A 14,475-nucleotide genomic window follows, 5' to 3' on the forward strand; every position below is an offset into this window, starting at 1 on the left:
ATCAGTCTTAATTATAGAGAAAATTTATCGATAAAGGAAACGAATATTACTACAAATAAAAAACGACCGAATAAACGGTCGTCTATAATCTAATTCTAATTGTTTCTTGCAATCATAATAAAGCGTAGAAGTTCAGCCACAGCGACTGCAGTTGCTGCAACATAAGTCATTGCTGCTGCATTTAACACTTTCTTAGCATGACGATACTCTTTACTATTAACAATATTTAATTCTTCGATTTGATTCATGGCACGTTTAGAAGCATCGAATTCCACTGGTAAAGTCACCACTTGGAATAATACTGCAAAGGCCATTAAACCGATCCCTGACCATAAAAGAATTTCGCCTAGTCCCCCACCTGCAGCACTTTGTGCCGCAGTTAAGATAATACCAGCGATAATTAAGAAATACGAGAAGTTAGAGCCTAATGTCGCTAATGGTACCAGTGCTGAACGGAAGCTTAGGAATTTATAGCCTGTTGCATGTTGAATTGCGTGACCAACTTCGTGTGCGGCAACTGCTGTACCTGCAACACTTGGATTGTCGTAGTTACCTGGAGATAATACGACTTTTTTGTTTTTAGGATCATAGTAATCAGTCAAAGTACCTTGTCCACGTTCGACACTTACATCGTAAATACCATTCTCACGTAAGATATCTTCAGCGACTTGTTTACCAGTCATACCACTAGTCGAACGCACTTTAGAATACTTGTTAAATGTAGATTTAACATTCATCTGTGCAAGCATTGGTACTATCATTAAAATTATAAAATAGATTATCAGATACACATTTGTCCCTCCGTCTTGTTCATAGTTATATTTTACTAAAGTGATTTTACATAAGTCAATTATTACGTCTATCTACAAGCTTCCATAATAGTATAAGCACGATTATTGTTAACCAAAAAGCCAAGTATCCTATTTGATTTGCAAATCCATGCAAGTTTCCGTATCTTGGATACTGCATAAAGACATAATCGATGACGTCATTATGAAATAACCATAAGGCAGTCACACCAAAGTGCCAAATTTTTATTTTCATATGGGGAAGAAACAAGAACGCTTGAATCGCCATTGCCAAGTGGGATGCAATCAGCATCAAGCCAACTAATGAGACAAAGCCCATGTCAATAAAGTTCCAAATGTTCATAATCACTGCCCAAACACCATACTTAATCAAGGTTGTAAATGCTAGAGCATCAACCAACCCTGAATGCTTATTAAACAAGATTAAGACAATAAGTACACATAAGAACAAAGTTGCAGTCGGGCTATCTGGTACAAATGGGTAGAAATACCACGGTGTAACGGAAAGTTGTCCACCATACCAAATATAGCCGTAGACTGTACCTAAAAAGTTTGAAATCAGCAATAAGACTAAGAATTTTCTGTTAAACATTAAGTTATATATGTAGTTAAATAGCATAGTTTCTCCTACAAGAAGACCCCTCTGTTACCAGAAGGGTCGTTATTATTTGTATTATTCAGCTGATTCTTCAACATTGCTTGCTTCGTCTTTACTTGTTAGTTCAAGTCCAGCAACATATTCAGAAATCGCAGTGATTTCTTCGTCTGTTAATTGACCTTCAAAGGCAGGCATTTCACCACTACCACTTCTAACAAAAGCTTCAACCATTTCAGGTTGTAAATCAGGTTCAATTAAGTTCGGGCCTGATCCACCAGCAAGTTCCCCACCGTGACAACTTGTACAGTTTGTACGGATTAAGTCATTGAAGACAGGATCTTCTGCATCTAAGTTAGAGAAAACAATCTGACCTTGTTGGTTTTGTTGTTCCCAATCATGGTAAGCAACTGATTCCCAAGTTGTGTAGAAGATAATACCTACAGCTATGAGCATCATACCTGTAGCAACTGGACGTTTTTTCCAGTGACGTTCTTTCTTACCGTCAAGCCATGGTGCAAGTAATAGAGCACCGAATGCGATACCAGGAATGATAATCGCACCTACTACGTTAAATGGACCAGACGCATAAGTGTATTTTAAAATCTGATAGAGGAAAAGGAAATACCAGTCAGGTAGCGGAATATAACCTGTATCAGTTGGGTCTGCCATGCGCTCTAATGGTGCAGGGTGTGCAACCGTTAAGCATAGGAAACCGATTAAGAATACTGCACCAGCCATCCATTCTTTAAGAAGGAAGTCTGGGTAGAATTCCTCTGTACGACCAGGGAATTCTGAATAATCACGATTTAATTTTGGTTTGTCATACTTTTGTACACGTGAATCACCTACAAAAGTTAGACCTTTACCGTGTTTCATAAATAGTCCCCCTCCTTCTTATAGTGGTCCTGCAATACCTTGTCTACGTATTAAGATAAAGTGAATAGCCATTAATACAAATAGCGCAGCAGGCAGGAAGAACACGTGGATAGCAAAGAATCTAGTCAGTGTTTGAGCACCGATAATTGTCGCATCACCTGCAAGTAGAGTCTTAATCCACTCACCGATAAACGGAACACTTTCAGCGATATCTAAACCTACTTTAGTAGCGAATAGAGCTTTCATATCCCATGGTAATAAGTAACCTGTGAACGCAAGGCCAAGCATAACTGCGAATAACAGTACACCGACAACCCAGTTTAATTCACGTGGTGACTTGTATGCACCTGTAAAGAATACTCTTAGAGTATGTAGGAACATCATTACTACGACCAAGCTTGCACCCCAGTGGTGCATACCTCTAACAATAACACCAGCTGCAACATCCTGTTGTAGGAAGTAAACAGAGTTCCAAGCGTTAATGATATCTGGTACATAGTACATTGTTAAGAACATTCCAGACAAGATCTGGATTACTGTAATGAAGAACGTTAAACCACCAAAACAATAGACGAAAGCTGAGAAGTGATAGGCAGGGTTAACATGCTCAGGCACTTCGTGATCTGCTACGTCTCTCCAAATTGGTGTGATGTCAATTCTGTCATCAATCCAATCATAAATACGATTCAGCATCAATTACCCTCCTATACTAATTCATTTTCTTTAATTGCACCGATAGTTAAGAATCCGTCAGATTCTCCAACTTCGTACATATCTAAAGGCCCACGTGGTGGTGTACCTGGTACATTCTCACCATTTTTCTCATAGAGCCCGTTGTGACATGGACAGAAGAAACGCTCTGGATTACTTGCATCGCTTGCCCATGATACAGTACAACCCAAGTGCTTACAAACCGGTGATAGCGCGATAATCTCATCGCCTTCTTTGTAAACCCAAGCGAAGTCTGTAACTTCACTCACATACCAGCCATCTGTTTGCTCGAATGTGAAGTCTACACTGACTGGTTCTTCGGTGATGTCAGCAACTTTTACACTTGTTGCAATCATGTCACTTGCAGATGATTCTTTAAATAGTGGATCTAGAGCAAAACGACCCATTGGAAGAATCATTCCTGCAGCCATAAATGAACCCACACCCATTAGAGAATAGTTCAAAAACTGGCGTCTTGTTACTTTTTGCGACATTAGTCTTTCCCCCCTCAAACGCACATACTTTTACAAATAATATAACTAGGACATTTCAATTTTAGCTTATTAAAACTGACTGGTCAATATGGTTTTCAAAGAATTGACACATCTAATAAATAGATTGTGTAATAATACTTCTAATTATTGATTCCATACACCAATAATTTGCTTGATAACAGATTTTACTTCGTCATTGATTATTGAAATTTTCATTTCATTATCCATATCGCTTATTGGAATACTATTAACCCTAATGTGATCCAAACCATCTAACTCAATATCTTGATAAGCAATGCTCACCACATTTTTAAAGCCATATGCTTTTAATTGATCTTTGTAAGCAATAAGGCTCGTATGGTCATCTGTTACAGTTGTAAAAGCAGGTGTAATCATCAATCTACCCTTCAGCTGTTTTTCTAACTGGATGGATATTAATTGCATGAGTTCTAAATTATTAGCATGTGTGAGAACTTCATTATCAAAAGCAATGCTTACCACTGGCACAATTGCAGTATCGATAAACTCAATTTCATCCTTTAAAACGCGAAGATCCTGTGTATTAAATAACACACTGACTACCCTCTTTCTTTTGTTAATTTTTGTAGCTCATCTGTCAGTTCATAAAATCTAACTTCATCTTTAGATAATAAGGCTTGGTCGATTAAATGTTCGAGTTCCTTTATATCTTCTTGAAGAATCTCATCATTTTTTGTTAGTTCTTCAGACCGAATTTGATTATAGCGAATATCATCTGTTGAGAGTATGAATTCTAAATAAAGACCGTCAGTTTTGTTCAAGTTCAATTCATGGAAGATTGTCTCACCATTGTCTGTGATGATACCGTCTTTTTCGAACATTAAGGTTGGTCTATTTACATTTTTTTCTGCAATCCTTAACTTTCTACGTATAGAAGAATCCGTAAAGGAAATATTATGGGTAATCAGTGGGTGAGATTTAATAAAATTTAAGATCCAAACTGCAGTATGGTCCTTAAAATCATAGTTATAGAGACAATAGTTAATAAAATCTTTTTTAAAGCTCGTCTTCCTCACCTGCTATCTGCTCATAATCCATCTGCCAGTCCGGATTGTCAGGTTCTAGTTGCATCAGTTTCTCTAGGATTTGTTTTTTGTCTGGATGATTAATTTCTCTTAAGTAATAGTAATAATCTACATAGAATTCAAGAGAATCATCTAACAGTGCTTGGGCATCCTTGTAGTATTTTAAGGCTTGACTGTCATTTTCATTTTCTGCTTCTATTTTAGCAAGTAAGTAAATCGATTCACCACTTAGGGCATTGATGTCTAAATGTTTAACATAGTCATCGATTGTGTCTGTTTCACCTGTTTTTAAAATACTTTCAAAGAGCATTAGATATGCATCATCGTAGTCTTCATCCAGTTCAGTTGCGATTCTGAAATGTTCAATGGCTTTGTCCGCTTGGTTTTGTCTAAAGTACAAGCGACCAAGATGGAAGTAAATAAGCGAGTTTTTATCATTTTCTTTAAGATAGGTTAAAAGTGTTTCTGTCGCGTCTTCTAAATTATGTTCAGTTTCATAGATGTTCATGAGTAAAATATAGGCATTGATAAAGTACGGTTCATTGTCGAGTACTTTTTCAAGTAAGCTTTTAGCTGCATCGTAATCTTTTAAATTATATTCGAGTAAGGCTTTTTTGTAGAAGTCTTCATTTGAATAATGATCTTCTGAAATACTATCGAAATATGCACGTGCATCTTCAAAGTTTAAAAGATTGACGTTGATATCCGCTAATCTTAAACCAAGTAATATACCATTTACTTCCTCGAGCCCTTCGTTTAAAACATCTTCATAAAATCTGACTGCTTCCTCAAGGTCACCATTTGAGTAGTATAACTCGGCAATTGCAAAGTCGATAATGATGTCATCAGACATATTTTTTGCCTCAAATAACAATCTTAATGCGACGTCGTTTAAGTTCATCTGTTGAAAGATTTCTGACTTCAACATTAGTACTGTTGGCGTTTCAGGGCTAGAGTTAATCAGTTCAAGGGCATCATCAAGGCGCCCTTCACTGATATAAGATTCAACGATATATGAAATGACGTAATCGTCATGGTCTACGTTATTATTTAAATGTAGGAAAATCTGTCTTGCTTGATATTCTAAACCTGCATTTTGTAATGCATCTCCCAAAACAAAGAGTGCTTCTAAAGACTCATCTGAGTGAAATTGGTCTAGACTATTTAAAATATTGTTTAAATCACTTTCAGGGTATGTTCCCTGTCTAAGTTTATCGATTATTTGAAGAATTTCTTCGTGCATATTATCGATCCTCTCGTAAACTATTAAGGTCTTCAAGGAAGCTTGGGAATGACACATCTATGGCACTGATATCATCAATGTTGATTTCTTGATTCGTTGCAATGGCCATAATGATCAGCATCATTATAATTCTATGGTCATGATAACCCTTAAAGATTTCGTTTGCTGTGACTGAGCCATAGCCTGGATTGACTTCAAAACCGTCTTCAAAAGTGTTAATGTCAACACCAAACTTCTTCAATTCATCTTCAACAGCACTAATTCTGTCAGTTTCTTTATAGCGAAGTTCTTCTGCATCTCTAACGGTTGACGTCCCATTAGTAAATGCAGCAAGTACCGCTAAGATTGGAATCTCATCAATTAGACGTGGGATAATTTCGCCATCAATAGAGAATGGTTTAAGATTTTTTGTGTATTTGACATGAATGTCGCCAAAAGCTTCTCCATCTGTCGTTTTCTCATCAATCGTAATATTAGCGCCCATGGTTTTCACAACATCAATAATTCCCGCTCGAGTATCATTTAAGGATACGTTATTAATAGTAATATCAGCACCTGGTGTAATCAAGCCGAGGACGATGATGAAGGCAGCTGAAGAAATATCTCCTGGAACAACGACATCGGATGATGTCAGTGCTTGCCCTCCATTTAGTACTACGGTCTTATCTGCTACATTAATGTCAGCACCAAATTGTGCCATCATTATTTCAGAATGATTTCTTGATGGATGCGTTTCGTGAATAATTGTTTGACCTTCTTGAAAAAGCCCAGTGAATAAGATGGCACTTTTAACTTGTGCTGAGGCAATCGGCATATGATATTCAAGCGGTTTGATTTTAGCTGGTTGAATTGAAATCGGTGGGAACTTATCTTCTTTTAAGTTGATCTTTGCACCCATTTCACTTAGCGGGATGACTACCCTATCCATGGGGCGTTTAGCAATCGTTTCATCACCCTCAATCACTGCATTAATCTGTTCTAATCCTGCGACTAAGCCAGTTAAAAGACGTGTCGTTGTACCGCTGTTTCCTGTGTAAAGAATATCTGATGGAGATTGAAGCGATTGATGACCACTAGAAGTCACTTCAAAGTCAGCTCCGATTCTCTTAACGTCAGCGCCAAGTTGTCTCATGTTTTCAAAAGTTCTTAAAGTATCCGCACTAATCAGAGGGGATTTTATAAAGGTTGTTCCCTCTGCTAAAGCACCTAACATCAAAGCGCGATGGGTAATCGACTTATCTCCTGGAACAGTAATGTTACCGGTAAACTTACTATTTAAAAGTTGTTTCATAGGCACTCCCTTAACTCTAATAAGTATTCTTTTAAGGTCTCTATCTTTAAATCTGTCACAACAAGTTGTGAATCCTGATTAAATAATACGTAACTGATTACACCTGAGAGATGGTTCTTTTTATCTTTTTCAATTAATTTTAGCATAACATCAATGTCCATTTCTTTTAGAAGATGGACTGGATAGCCATGATACTTCATATAGCTATAATAAGCATCTAAATCAAATTGCGTATTATGAACTTTGTTTGAGAGATGGAGACTCACAATTATACCAAGCATGACTGCTTGCCCGTGTGGAATTTTGTAGCTATATTCTAAGGCATGTCCAAGTGTATGACCAAGGTTTAAAAACTTTCTCCTACCGCTCTCATGCTCATCTTCAATCACAAATTGCATCTTAGTTTGAATACCCTGAATAATATAAGGGGTTAAAGTCTCTACTCGAATCTCATCTTTCGTATCAAGCATTAATTGGTTCGCATCAGCTTCTGAACTTAACAATGCATGTTTAAATACTTCACCAAAGCCACTTAATTTTTCACTTTCACTTAATGAATCTAAAAATTCTAAGTCGTAAATGACAGCCTTAGGTCGATAAAATGCACCGATTAAGTTTTTACCGTGTTTAGAATTAATGGCCGTCTTACCACCAATTGCAGAATCGTGAGCGAGCAGTGTTGTTGGAACGTGAATGTAATCTACACCACGGAGGACCATACTTGCAATAAATCCGCCTGCATCTCCAGTTGCCCCACCACCGATAACGACAAGTAGAGAATTTCTCTTAATATCTCTCTCTAATAAAAGCTCTACTGTTTCCATTAAAGGAGAAGCGTATTTAAACGATTCTCCTCCAGTGACAGTTATAGGGTGCTTGATATTTTTTAATTTACTATTTTTATATAGTGAATAGACGTTCTCATCGATGATATAAAACACCGATTCGTATTGATTAGTCAAAGATTCTAAATGAGTATCTAAGACACCGCGTTCAACATAAATTGGGTAGTTATTTGTTGGATACGTTGTAATGATATCCATATTAAAATTCTCTTAAGCGTTTTTGATAGTCACTTAAGGCAGCTTTTAACTCAGAAAAATCATCACTTGGGAATTTTTCTAGTATGGCATCAGCTACTTCAATCGCAACCATATGTTCTGCGACTATTGATGCTGCTGGTACAGCACTTGGATCACTACGTTCAATCGTTGCAGTAAATGCTTCTTTCGTCTCAATATCCACGCTCATTAAAGGCTTATAAAGTGTAGGGATTGGTTTCATAACACCTCTAACTACGATTGGCATACCTGTTGTCATACCGCCTTCAAAGCCGCCAAGATTATTACTACTTCTGTAATATCCTTCTTCTGTAGAATATTTAATTTCATCTTGAACTTGTGAGCCAGGTGTAGAGGCCATTTTAAAGCCCATGCCAAATTCCACACCTTTAAAGGCGTTAATACTAACAATAGAACGGGCAATTTTTGCATCTAATTTACGGTCATAGTGTACATGAGAGCCGAGTCCAGCTGGTGGGTTTTCAACGATAACTTCTACTACTCCGCCGATTGTATCCCCGTTTTTCTTGGCAAGATCAATTGTCTCTTCTGCGGCTTTAACGACATCTGTCGATACCATACGTACACTGGAGCTATTAGTGTTTTCTACAATTGTATCGAAGTCATAAGAGCCTTCATCTATTACTTTACCAATCTGTGTCACACGAGAAGTAATTTTAATATCTAGACTGTGTAAGAGTTCCTTACATAGTGCACCAACAGCTACGCGTGCTGTCGTCTCTCTTGCTGAAGAGCGCTCGAGTATATTTCTAAGATCACGATGGTTATACTTCATGCCACCGACTAAGTCTGCATGACCTGGGCGAGGTTTTGTTATAACACGCTTCATTTCTTTTTCTTCATCTTCTGAAATAGGTTCTGCACCCATGATGTTGACCCAATGTTTAAAGTCATCGTTATTGATCTCCAACATGATGGGACTGCCGAGTGTTTTACCATGTCTTATACCTGCACCAAACTGGAAGGTATCCTTTTCAATTTGCATGCGACGACCTCTACCGTACCCACCTTGGCGTTTAAAAAGTTCCTCTTGCATGCGGTCCTTATCAATTGGAAGATTGGACGGAAAGCCCTCGACTATAGCGCTGACCTTAGGACCGTGTGATTCACCTGAAGTTAAAAATCTCATAGTAAGCACCTCTGTTAATTTTTTTTGTATATGAAAAAAAGACTGAGTAATTTCTTACCCAGTCCGATTGATCATTTTAGTAAATCCAAGCGCTATTAGATAGGTTGTAATCAACTAATTCAGATTGGTCAAAGAATAGATTGATTTCTCTTTCTGCACTTTCTGGTGAATCTGAACCGTGTATGATGTTTTTTCCTACAGTTAAACCGAAGTCGCCACGGATAGTACCGGGTGCTGCTTCTTGTGGATTAGTTGAACCAACAACTAAACGTGCTGTTTTAATGACGTTCTCGCCTTCAAGTACCATAGCAAATACAGGACCAGAAGTGATGAAGTCTACTAACTCACCAAAGAAAGGTCTTTCGCTGTGTTCACCGTAGTGTGTTTTAGCAAGCTCATCAGATACTTGCATTAATTTAGCACCAACGATTTTAAAGCCTTTGTTTTCAAGTCTTTCAACGATAGGTCCGATTAGGTTTCTTTGGACACCATCAGGTTTAATCATAAGAAATGTTTTTTCCATTATAATAGCTCCTTAAAAATGTTTTCGTCTTATTTTATCACTATCTATTGGCGGTTTACAAACTAATTACGCCTATTTTTTAACATATCTGCGATTTCTAAAAAATATTCCTTAATTGGAGTCTCAATCTCAGCAACAGCCTCTGTAGCTTGGGTAATGTGATCATGACTAATATCTAAGGCCTTGTTTATGGCATCTGTTTCTAATAGATAGTTTATTAATTTATTGTCATCAGTCTTATAGTTGGAATATGATTCGAGCATCGACTTAAAGGTGGGATCACTGTCTCTTAAAAGTAAGACTGGTAAAGTATAATGACCATTTTTAATATCAGCAAAACGCGGTTTACCGAGCACCTTACTAGATCCTGTAAAGTCTAGACAATCATCAGTAATTTGAAAGCTCATACCGATATGGTAGCCGTATGTGACGAGTTTTGAAATCGTCTCATCATCAACCTTACCTGCATAGGCACCAAGTTCAATACTGAGTACGATTAATAAGGCAGTCTTTCGATATATTTTTTTATAATATTCATCTAAGGTTTGATAAGCATCGAACTGACTATCAAATTGAATCAGTTCCCCTCTAACAATTTCTCGAATTCCTGTGGAATATGTTTCATGAAATTTTGAGCTCTCAATTCTCGCAACAAGTTGTAAGGCAGAAGATAACAAATAGTTTCCTGTATTGACCGCCTGGAAATAGCCGTGATTATGATAGACCGTCGGTTTACCTCGGCGTAAGGCGCTATCATCAATAATGTCATCATGAACAAGGCTCGCCATATGAAGTAATTCTAAACTTGCCCCGGTTTTTAAAACATCACTATATGCATCTGCATCGCCAAGTTGTCCTGATAGAATTGTAAATAAGGGTCTGAGTTTCTTGCCCCCAGAATTAAACAATTCAAAGCTTTGATCGTTGACTAAGATTCCATTAGGCTCAAGCTCTTTCTTTACAATCTTTTTAATTTGAGACAGCTCATCAGACATGAACTTCCTTAAACTTTTCACTCGTCTTCACCCAAAGGTTTATATCCGATGTGGGTTGCGGCAGTGCCAAATGTATGAGGGATTACTTTAACACTGATGTAACCACTATCAAAGAGCATGTCTTTTAATTGAGCTTTTGTTAAAAATTGACTCGTAGACTCGTATAACCATTCATATTCCTTACCACTTCCAGCAATTTTCTGGCCAAGGAATGGCATAATCTTACCAAAGTATATATTAAAGCCAAAGTTCATAAAGGCATTCTCAGGATTAGAAGTTTCTAAAATAACGAGCTGACCACCCGGTTTTAACACTCGGTAAAATTCTTTAATACCAACTGCATAATCCGGGAGATTACGGAGTCCAAAACCGATAGTGATGATATCAAAACTATTATCTTCGTAAGGTAGATTTAAGGCATCACCTTGAACAAGAGAAATATTATTAAACTGAGCTGTTTTTTCATCAGCAACTCTCAGCATATTTTCACTAAAATCAAGGCCGATGACATTGGCATTAGGATTTTCTGCAAGTTGGATTGTCCAGTCGCCAGTACCACAGCAAAGGTCAAGAACTTGTTGATTGTCTTTAACGAAAATCTCCTTATTTGTTTTGTTTCTCCAAATGTTATGTTGATTAAAACTTATGACGTCATTCATGTGATCGTAGTCATCAGAGATTGTATTAAATATATTTTGAATTCTGTTTTCATTTTGCATTAGTCTTCACCTTTAATATTTGTTATGTATGTTAATGCAGTCTTATCGAGTGATTTATAATATTTATCTATCACCTGATAAAGCGTTGATGAGACATAACCATTATCTATTAAATAGAAAAGCGGTGCAAACAACAGATATTTTAATTCATGTTCATCAATCATTCTTGTATTTGCATAGATATCAGATTTTTTTGAGGCAAGGTCCTTTGATATCGTGACCATATCGTAAACGATGTCCATGTGACCACCCTGTGATAAGGCGAAATAGAATTCAGAAAAATAATAATCACCCATCAAAACATGTTTCTCTCGTGCTTGGTTATCTGGTATAATATCGAGCGTATTTAATGCGTATGTAAATAAGAGGACAGCTTCAGCGATATATGTTTCACCGATAATATTATTATCGTCGATAAAGAAGTCTGTGATTTCGTTCGCTTCGAGTGCTTTGACGAGATCGGACAGCGTCTTATAGTCATTTTGCTGTTCCTTTAAATATTTCATAAATATCACCTTATAAATGAATAGACCTAACTCGCGTTAGGCCTAGTAAATGGAATTATTTAACTGCGTCTTTAAGTGCTTTACCAGCTTTAAATGCAGGTACTTTTGATGCTGGAATTTCAATTTCTTCACCAGACTGTGGGTTACGGCCTTTTCTTGCAGCACGTTCACGTACTTCAAAGTTACCGAATCCAATTAATTGTACTTTTTCACCTTTAGAAAGTGAACCTTGAATTGATTCGAAGACTGCGTCTACAGCAGCTCCTGCTTCTTTTTTCGTCAAATCAGCTTTATCGCTGACAGCGTTGATTAAATCTGTCTTATTCATCTGATAGACCTCCTATAATCTGTATAATGATTTTATCATTATGTTTTGACTTTACCATACGACACTAGTGACTGCAACGCATTTAAGTTATTTTTCCTGTAAAAGACACCGAGAAATCAGTTTTTATGAACACTTGTCATGAAAATAGCCTCGTTGTTTTCATCGACAGTCATTTCTGGCGAATAAATCGGCACTATTGGTGTATATTCATATAGGATTTCTCTGATGTCATCGCCTGTTTCAAAGTCTAAGTTTTCATTTTCTATCATCTTATCTAAATCGGGGCGATAATCGATTACAAACTCTTGTCCCCCACTGTAGTATACATTTAATTCCTCACCTGTATAGGGGCTGATTACTGTTGGGTTTTCCTGCAAATTATAAAAGTCTAAATCGAGCTGATAGACGTTTGGTCCAACCTGTTCACCGAGTTCTACATGTTCACCCATACCATTGATTCTTAGAGATAAAGAACGTAGCTCCTCTATTAAGGCAAGATCTGCAAGTTTAACTGTTGGGTTCTCTTCAGCATCTAAAATTACATATTGGAAATTACCCCCATTCTCATATGCAGTTGTGGGGATATCACTTAAGTATTCCGGAACTATACTATTGAAATCAATCTGATATTCAAGATATTCTGCTGTATCAGATTTTGTTTGTATAGGTAGTACCCCGCCTTCATTCTCACTGAAGTTCTCTACCGCACTTTGAACGTTTTGTATATCGGCTTCTGGTGGTATATTATGACCTGCTCTCTCTTCTTCAGGATACAAACAACCTGTTAAAACAAAGAGCGCAATAGTTAATGTGAAAATATAGCCGAACTTACGCATGGGACGATCCCCCAATGACAAGAATCATAAGTAAGAATGCAAGTATGAGAATGAGCCACGCAATAATAGAAACGATTACACTTATAAAGCGAATGGTGATGACAAATCTTGATAAGTAGATCAAAACTGCTGCTAGTGCCATGAAGCCCATTGAGACAAAGGACACCCACATTAAATCCATCCTGGAAATATCAAACATATTTATACCTCAACCTATTTACTATTTTTAATCTGATTTTCTAATAATTGTTTCAATCCTTCAGATTCAGATGTCTTCTCTCTTTGCATTAATGCAGCAAAAGCTTCATCTTCACTGATACCATCAAAGAGATAGCCGTATAAGGTCGTCGTTATCGGCATCTCGATATCTTCAGCAATTGCAAGTTCATGAGCGGCTCTAGTTGTGTTGACGCCTTCAACAACCATGCCCATTTTCTTAGTCGCTTCCTCTAGAGTTAAGCCACTTGCCAACATTTGACCACAGCGGTAATTTCTAGAATGTTGACTGGTTGCTGTAACAATTAGATCTCCCATACCTGTAAGGCCTAAGAAAGTTAATGGATTCGCACCTAATTTTGTGCCAAGACGTGCAATTTCGTGTAAGCCACGTGTAATTACAGCTGCCTTTGGATTGTCCCCAAAACCATAGCCAGATAAGGCGCCAACTGCTAAGGCAACGATATTTTTTAAGGCACCACCGATTTCTACACCGATTAGATCATGGTTGACATAGACCCTAAAGTATTCAGTCATAAAGACATCTTGAAGTAGCTCTGCACCAGTAGAATTAACTGAGGCAACACTGACAGTTGTCGGTTGCTTTTCTGCTACTTCTTCAGCATGGCTAGGTCCACTAAGTACACCGATGTCGGACACAGTCGAGTCATCGAACACTTCTGTTAGTACTTCAGAAACACGTTTATAAGTATCTAATTCAAGTCCTTTTGCTACATGGACAACTAAGATACGTTTATTAAATGATTTTAGAAGTTCATGAATGTCAGTCGCCATTTTTCTCATGGCAATTACAGGTACTGCTAAAACGATAATTTCACAGTGTTCAACCGCATCACTTAGTGAGGTTGTCGCTTGGATACCATTATCGAGTTGAATATTTTTTAAATATTTCTCATTGGTCTTTAAGTCATTGATTTCCTGAACGGTCGCTTCATTTCTACCGTACATTAAAACATCATGTTTGTTGTCATTTAGTACGATTGCGAGGCTTGTGCCGAAACTACCTGTTCCAATAACCGATATGTTCATGTGAA

General features: G+C 37.3%; 19 protein-coding genes. All 19 read right to left on the bottom strand.

The annotated features are described in order from the left end of the window. Positions 1-95: 95 nt before the first annotated feature. The gene (locus V6E76_RS06675) at positions 96-791 is read right to left on the bottom strand and encodes a zinc metallopeptidase (RefSeq protein ID WP_026866316.1); all 696 of its coding nucleotides are present in this window, start codon (positions 789-791) and stop codon (positions 96-98) included. Positions 792-846: 55 nt separating this feature from the next. After that, complete coding sequence (locus tag V6E76_RS06680; RefSeq protein ID WP_166626681.1) at positions 847-1,428, bottom strand: DUF1405 domain-containing protein; 582 nt, start codon at positions 1,426-1,428, stop codon at positions 847-849. Positions 1,429-1,482: 54 nt separating this feature from the next. Next, positions 1,483-2,283, bottom strand: a complete 801-nt coding sequence (locus V6E76_RS06685) for a menaquinol-cytochrome c reductase cytochrome b/c subunit (protein WP_051220459.1) — start codon at positions 2,281-2,283, stop codon at positions 1,483-1,485. An 18-nt stretch (positions 2,284-2,301) separates the two neighbouring features. Further along, positions 2,302-2,976, bottom strand: coding sequence for a menaquinol-cytochrome c reductase cytochrome b subunit (gene qcrB / locus V6E76_RS06690; RefSeq protein ID WP_026866318.1), 675 nt, complete (start codon positions 2,974-2,976; stop codon positions 2,302-2,304). Between the two features lie 11 nt (positions 2,977-2,987). Further along, positions 2,988-3,488 carry a QcrA and Rieske domain-containing protein gene (locus V6E76_RS06695; protein ID WP_026866319.1) on the bottom strand — a complete coding sequence of 167 codons (501 nt, stop codon included), beginning with the start codon at positions 3,486-3,488 and terminating at the stop codon, positions 2,988-2,990. Between the two features lie 144 nt (positions 3,489-3,632). Continuing rightward, positions 3,633-4,061 (bottom strand): DUF2487 family protein, encoded by a 429-nt coding sequence (locus V6E76_RS06700; protein WP_026866320.1) that lies wholly within the window; start codon positions 4,059-4,061, stop codon positions 3,633-3,635. A 5-nt stretch (positions 4,062-4,066) separates the two neighbouring features. Then, positions 4,067-4,543, bottom strand: a complete 477-nt coding sequence (locus V6E76_RS06705) for a YpiB family protein (RefSeq protein ID WP_026866321.1) — start codon at positions 4,541-4,543, stop codon at positions 4,067-4,069. Next, positions 4,524-5,795, bottom strand: a complete 1,272-nt coding sequence (locus V6E76_RS06710) for a tetratricopeptide repeat protein (protein WP_026866322.1) — start codon at positions 5,793-5,795, stop codon at positions 4,524-4,526. Before V6E76_RS06710 ends, V6E76_RS06705 begins: the two co-directional genes overlap by 20 nt. Position 5,796: 1 nt before the next feature. Then, positions 5,797-7,086: a 3-phosphoshikimate 1-carboxyvinyltransferase gene (gene aroA / locus V6E76_RS06715; RefSeq protein WP_026866323.1), complete on the bottom strand. Its 1,290-nt coding sequence runs from the start codon at positions 7,084-7,086 to the stop codon at positions 5,797-5,799. Further along, positions 7,083-8,129, bottom strand: a complete 1,047-nt coding sequence (locus V6E76_RS06720; RefSeq protein ID WP_166626679.1) for a 3-dehydroquinate synthase — start codon at positions 8,127-8,129, stop codon at positions 7,083-7,085. Before V6E76_RS06720 ends, aroA begins: the two co-directional genes overlap by 4 nt. A gap of 1 nt (position 8,130) precedes the next feature. Continuing rightward, the gene (gene aroC, locus V6E76_RS06725) at positions 8,131-9,297 is read right to left on the bottom strand and encodes a chorismate synthase (protein WP_166626678.1); all 1,167 of its coding nucleotides are present in this window, start codon (positions 9,295-9,297) and stop codon (positions 8,131-8,133) included. Positions 9,298-9,373: 76 nt separating this feature from the next. Next, positions 9,374-9,820: a nucleoside-diphosphate kinase gene (gene ndk / locus V6E76_RS06730; protein WP_026866326.1), complete on the bottom strand. Its 447-nt coding sequence runs from the start codon at positions 9,818-9,820 to the stop codon at positions 9,374-9,376. A gap of 62 nt (positions 9,821-9,882) precedes the next feature. Then, positions 9,883-10,836 (bottom strand): polyprenyl synthetase family protein, encoded by a 954-nt coding sequence (locus V6E76_RS06735; RefSeq protein WP_026866327.1) that lies wholly within the window; start codon positions 10,834-10,836, stop codon positions 9,883-9,885. Then, entirely contained in the window at positions 10,833-11,534 is a 702-nt protein-coding gene (locus V6E76_RS06740) for a demethylmenaquinone methyltransferase (RefSeq protein WP_026866328.1), read from the bottom strand. Before V6E76_RS06740 ends, V6E76_RS06735 begins: the two co-directional genes overlap by 4 nt. After that, positions 11,534-12,040 carry a hypothetical protein gene (locus V6E76_RS06745; protein WP_166626677.1) on the bottom strand — a complete coding sequence of 169 codons (507 nt, stop codon included), beginning with the start codon at positions 12,038-12,040 and terminating at the stop codon, positions 11,534-11,536. The genes V6E76_RS06740 and V6E76_RS06745 overlap by 1 nt, the downstream gene beginning before the upstream one ends. A gap of 55 nt (positions 12,041-12,095) precedes the next feature. Then, on the bottom strand, positions 12,096-12,368 hold the full coding sequence (gene hbs, locus V6E76_RS06750; RefSeq protein WP_026866330.1) for a non-specific DNA-binding protein Hbs: 273 nt from the start codon (positions 12,366-12,368) through the stop codon (positions 12,096-12,098). A gap of 116 nt (positions 12,369-12,484) precedes the next feature. Continuing rightward, the gene (locus tag V6E76_RS06755; RefSeq protein WP_026866331.1) at positions 12,485-13,204 is read right to left on the bottom strand and encodes a YphF family lipoprotein; all 720 of its coding nucleotides are present in this window, start codon (positions 13,202-13,204) and stop codon (positions 12,485-12,487) included. Beyond that, a complete protein-coding gene (locus tag V6E76_RS06760) occupies positions 13,197-13,385 on the bottom strand; it encodes a DUF2768 family protein (RefSeq protein WP_245570564.1) in 189 nt (62 codons plus the stop codon). The genes V6E76_RS06755 and V6E76_RS06760 overlap by 8 nt, the downstream gene beginning before the upstream one ends. Positions 13,386-13,417: 32 nt before the next feature. Further along, the gene (locus tag V6E76_RS06765) at positions 13,418-14,470 is read right to left on the bottom strand and encodes an NAD(P)H-dependent glycerol-3-phosphate dehydrogenase (RefSeq protein ID WP_166626676.1); all 1,053 of its coding nucleotides are present in this window, start codon (positions 14,468-14,470) and stop codon (positions 13,418-13,420) included. Positions 14,471-14,475 lie beyond the last annotated feature (5 nt).

Source organism: Jeotgalicoccus huakuii (assembly GCF_036665975.1).
Lineage (GTDB): Bacteria > Bacillota > Bacilli > Staphylococcales > Salinicoccaceae > Jeotgalicoccus > Jeotgalicoccus marinus.

What these genes read in the sequence shown, in the direction of transcription:
- V6E76_RS06760 (WP_245570564.1), bottom strand. Translation starts at nt 13,385, where the DNA reads ATGGATTTAATGTGGGTGTCCTTTGTCTCAATGGGCTTCATGGCACTA.
- V6E76_RS06740 (WP_026866328.1), bottom strand. Translation starts at nt 11,534, where the DNA reads ATGCAAAATGAAAACAGAATTCAAAATATATTTAATACAATCTCTGAT.
- V6E76_RS06695 (WP_026866319.1), bottom strand. Translation starts at nt 3,488, where the DNA reads ATGTCGCAAAAAGTAACAAGACGCCAGTTTTTGAACTATTCTCTAATG.
- V6E76_RS06685 (WP_051220459.1), bottom strand. Translation starts at nt 2,283, where the DNA reads ATGAAACACGGTAAAGGTCTAACTTTTGTAGGTGATTCACGTGTACAA.
- V6E76_RS06710 (WP_026866322.1), bottom strand. Translation starts at nt 5,795, where the DNA reads ATGCACGAAGAAATTCTTCAAATAATCGATAAACTTAGACAGGGAACA.
- ndk (WP_026866326.1), bottom strand. Translation starts at nt 9,820, where the DNA reads ATGGAAAAAACATTTCTTATGATTAAACCTGATGGTGTCCAAAGAAAC.
- aroC (WP_166626678.1), bottom strand. Translation starts at nt 9,297, where the DNA reads ATGAGATTTTTAACTTCAGGTGAATCACACGGTCCTAAGGTCAGCGCT.
- V6E76_RS06765 (WP_166626676.1), bottom strand. Translation starts at nt 14,470, where the DNA reads ATGAACATATCGGTTATTGGAACAGGTAGTTTCGGCACAAGCCTCGCA.
- hbs (WP_026866330.1), bottom strand. Translation starts at nt 12,368, where the DNA reads ATGAATAAGACAGATTTAATCAACGCTGTCAGCGATAAAGCTGATTTG.
- aroA (WP_026866323.1), bottom strand. Translation starts at nt 7,086, where the DNA reads ATGAAACAACTTTTAAATAGTAAGTTTACCGGTAACATTACTGTTCCA.
- qcrB (WP_026866318.1), bottom strand. Translation starts at nt 2,976, where the DNA reads ATGCTGAATCGTATTTATGATTGGATTGATGACAGAATTGACATCACA.
- V6E76_RS06755 (WP_026866331.1), bottom strand. Translation starts at nt 13,204, where the DNA reads ATGCGTAAGTTCGGCTATATTTTCACATTAACTATTGCGCTCTTTGTT.
- V6E76_RS06720 (WP_166626679.1), bottom strand. Translation starts at nt 8,129, where the DNA reads ATGGATATCATTACAACGTATCCAACAAATAACTACCCAATTTATGTT.
- V6E76_RS06680 (WP_166626681.1), bottom strand. Translation starts at nt 1,428, where the DNA reads ATGCTATTTAACTACATATATAACTTAATGTTTAACAGAAAATTCTTA.
- V6E76_RS06745 (WP_166626677.1), bottom strand. Translation starts at nt 12,040, where the DNA reads ATGAAATATTTAAAGGAACAGCAAAATGACTATAAGACGCTGTCCGAT.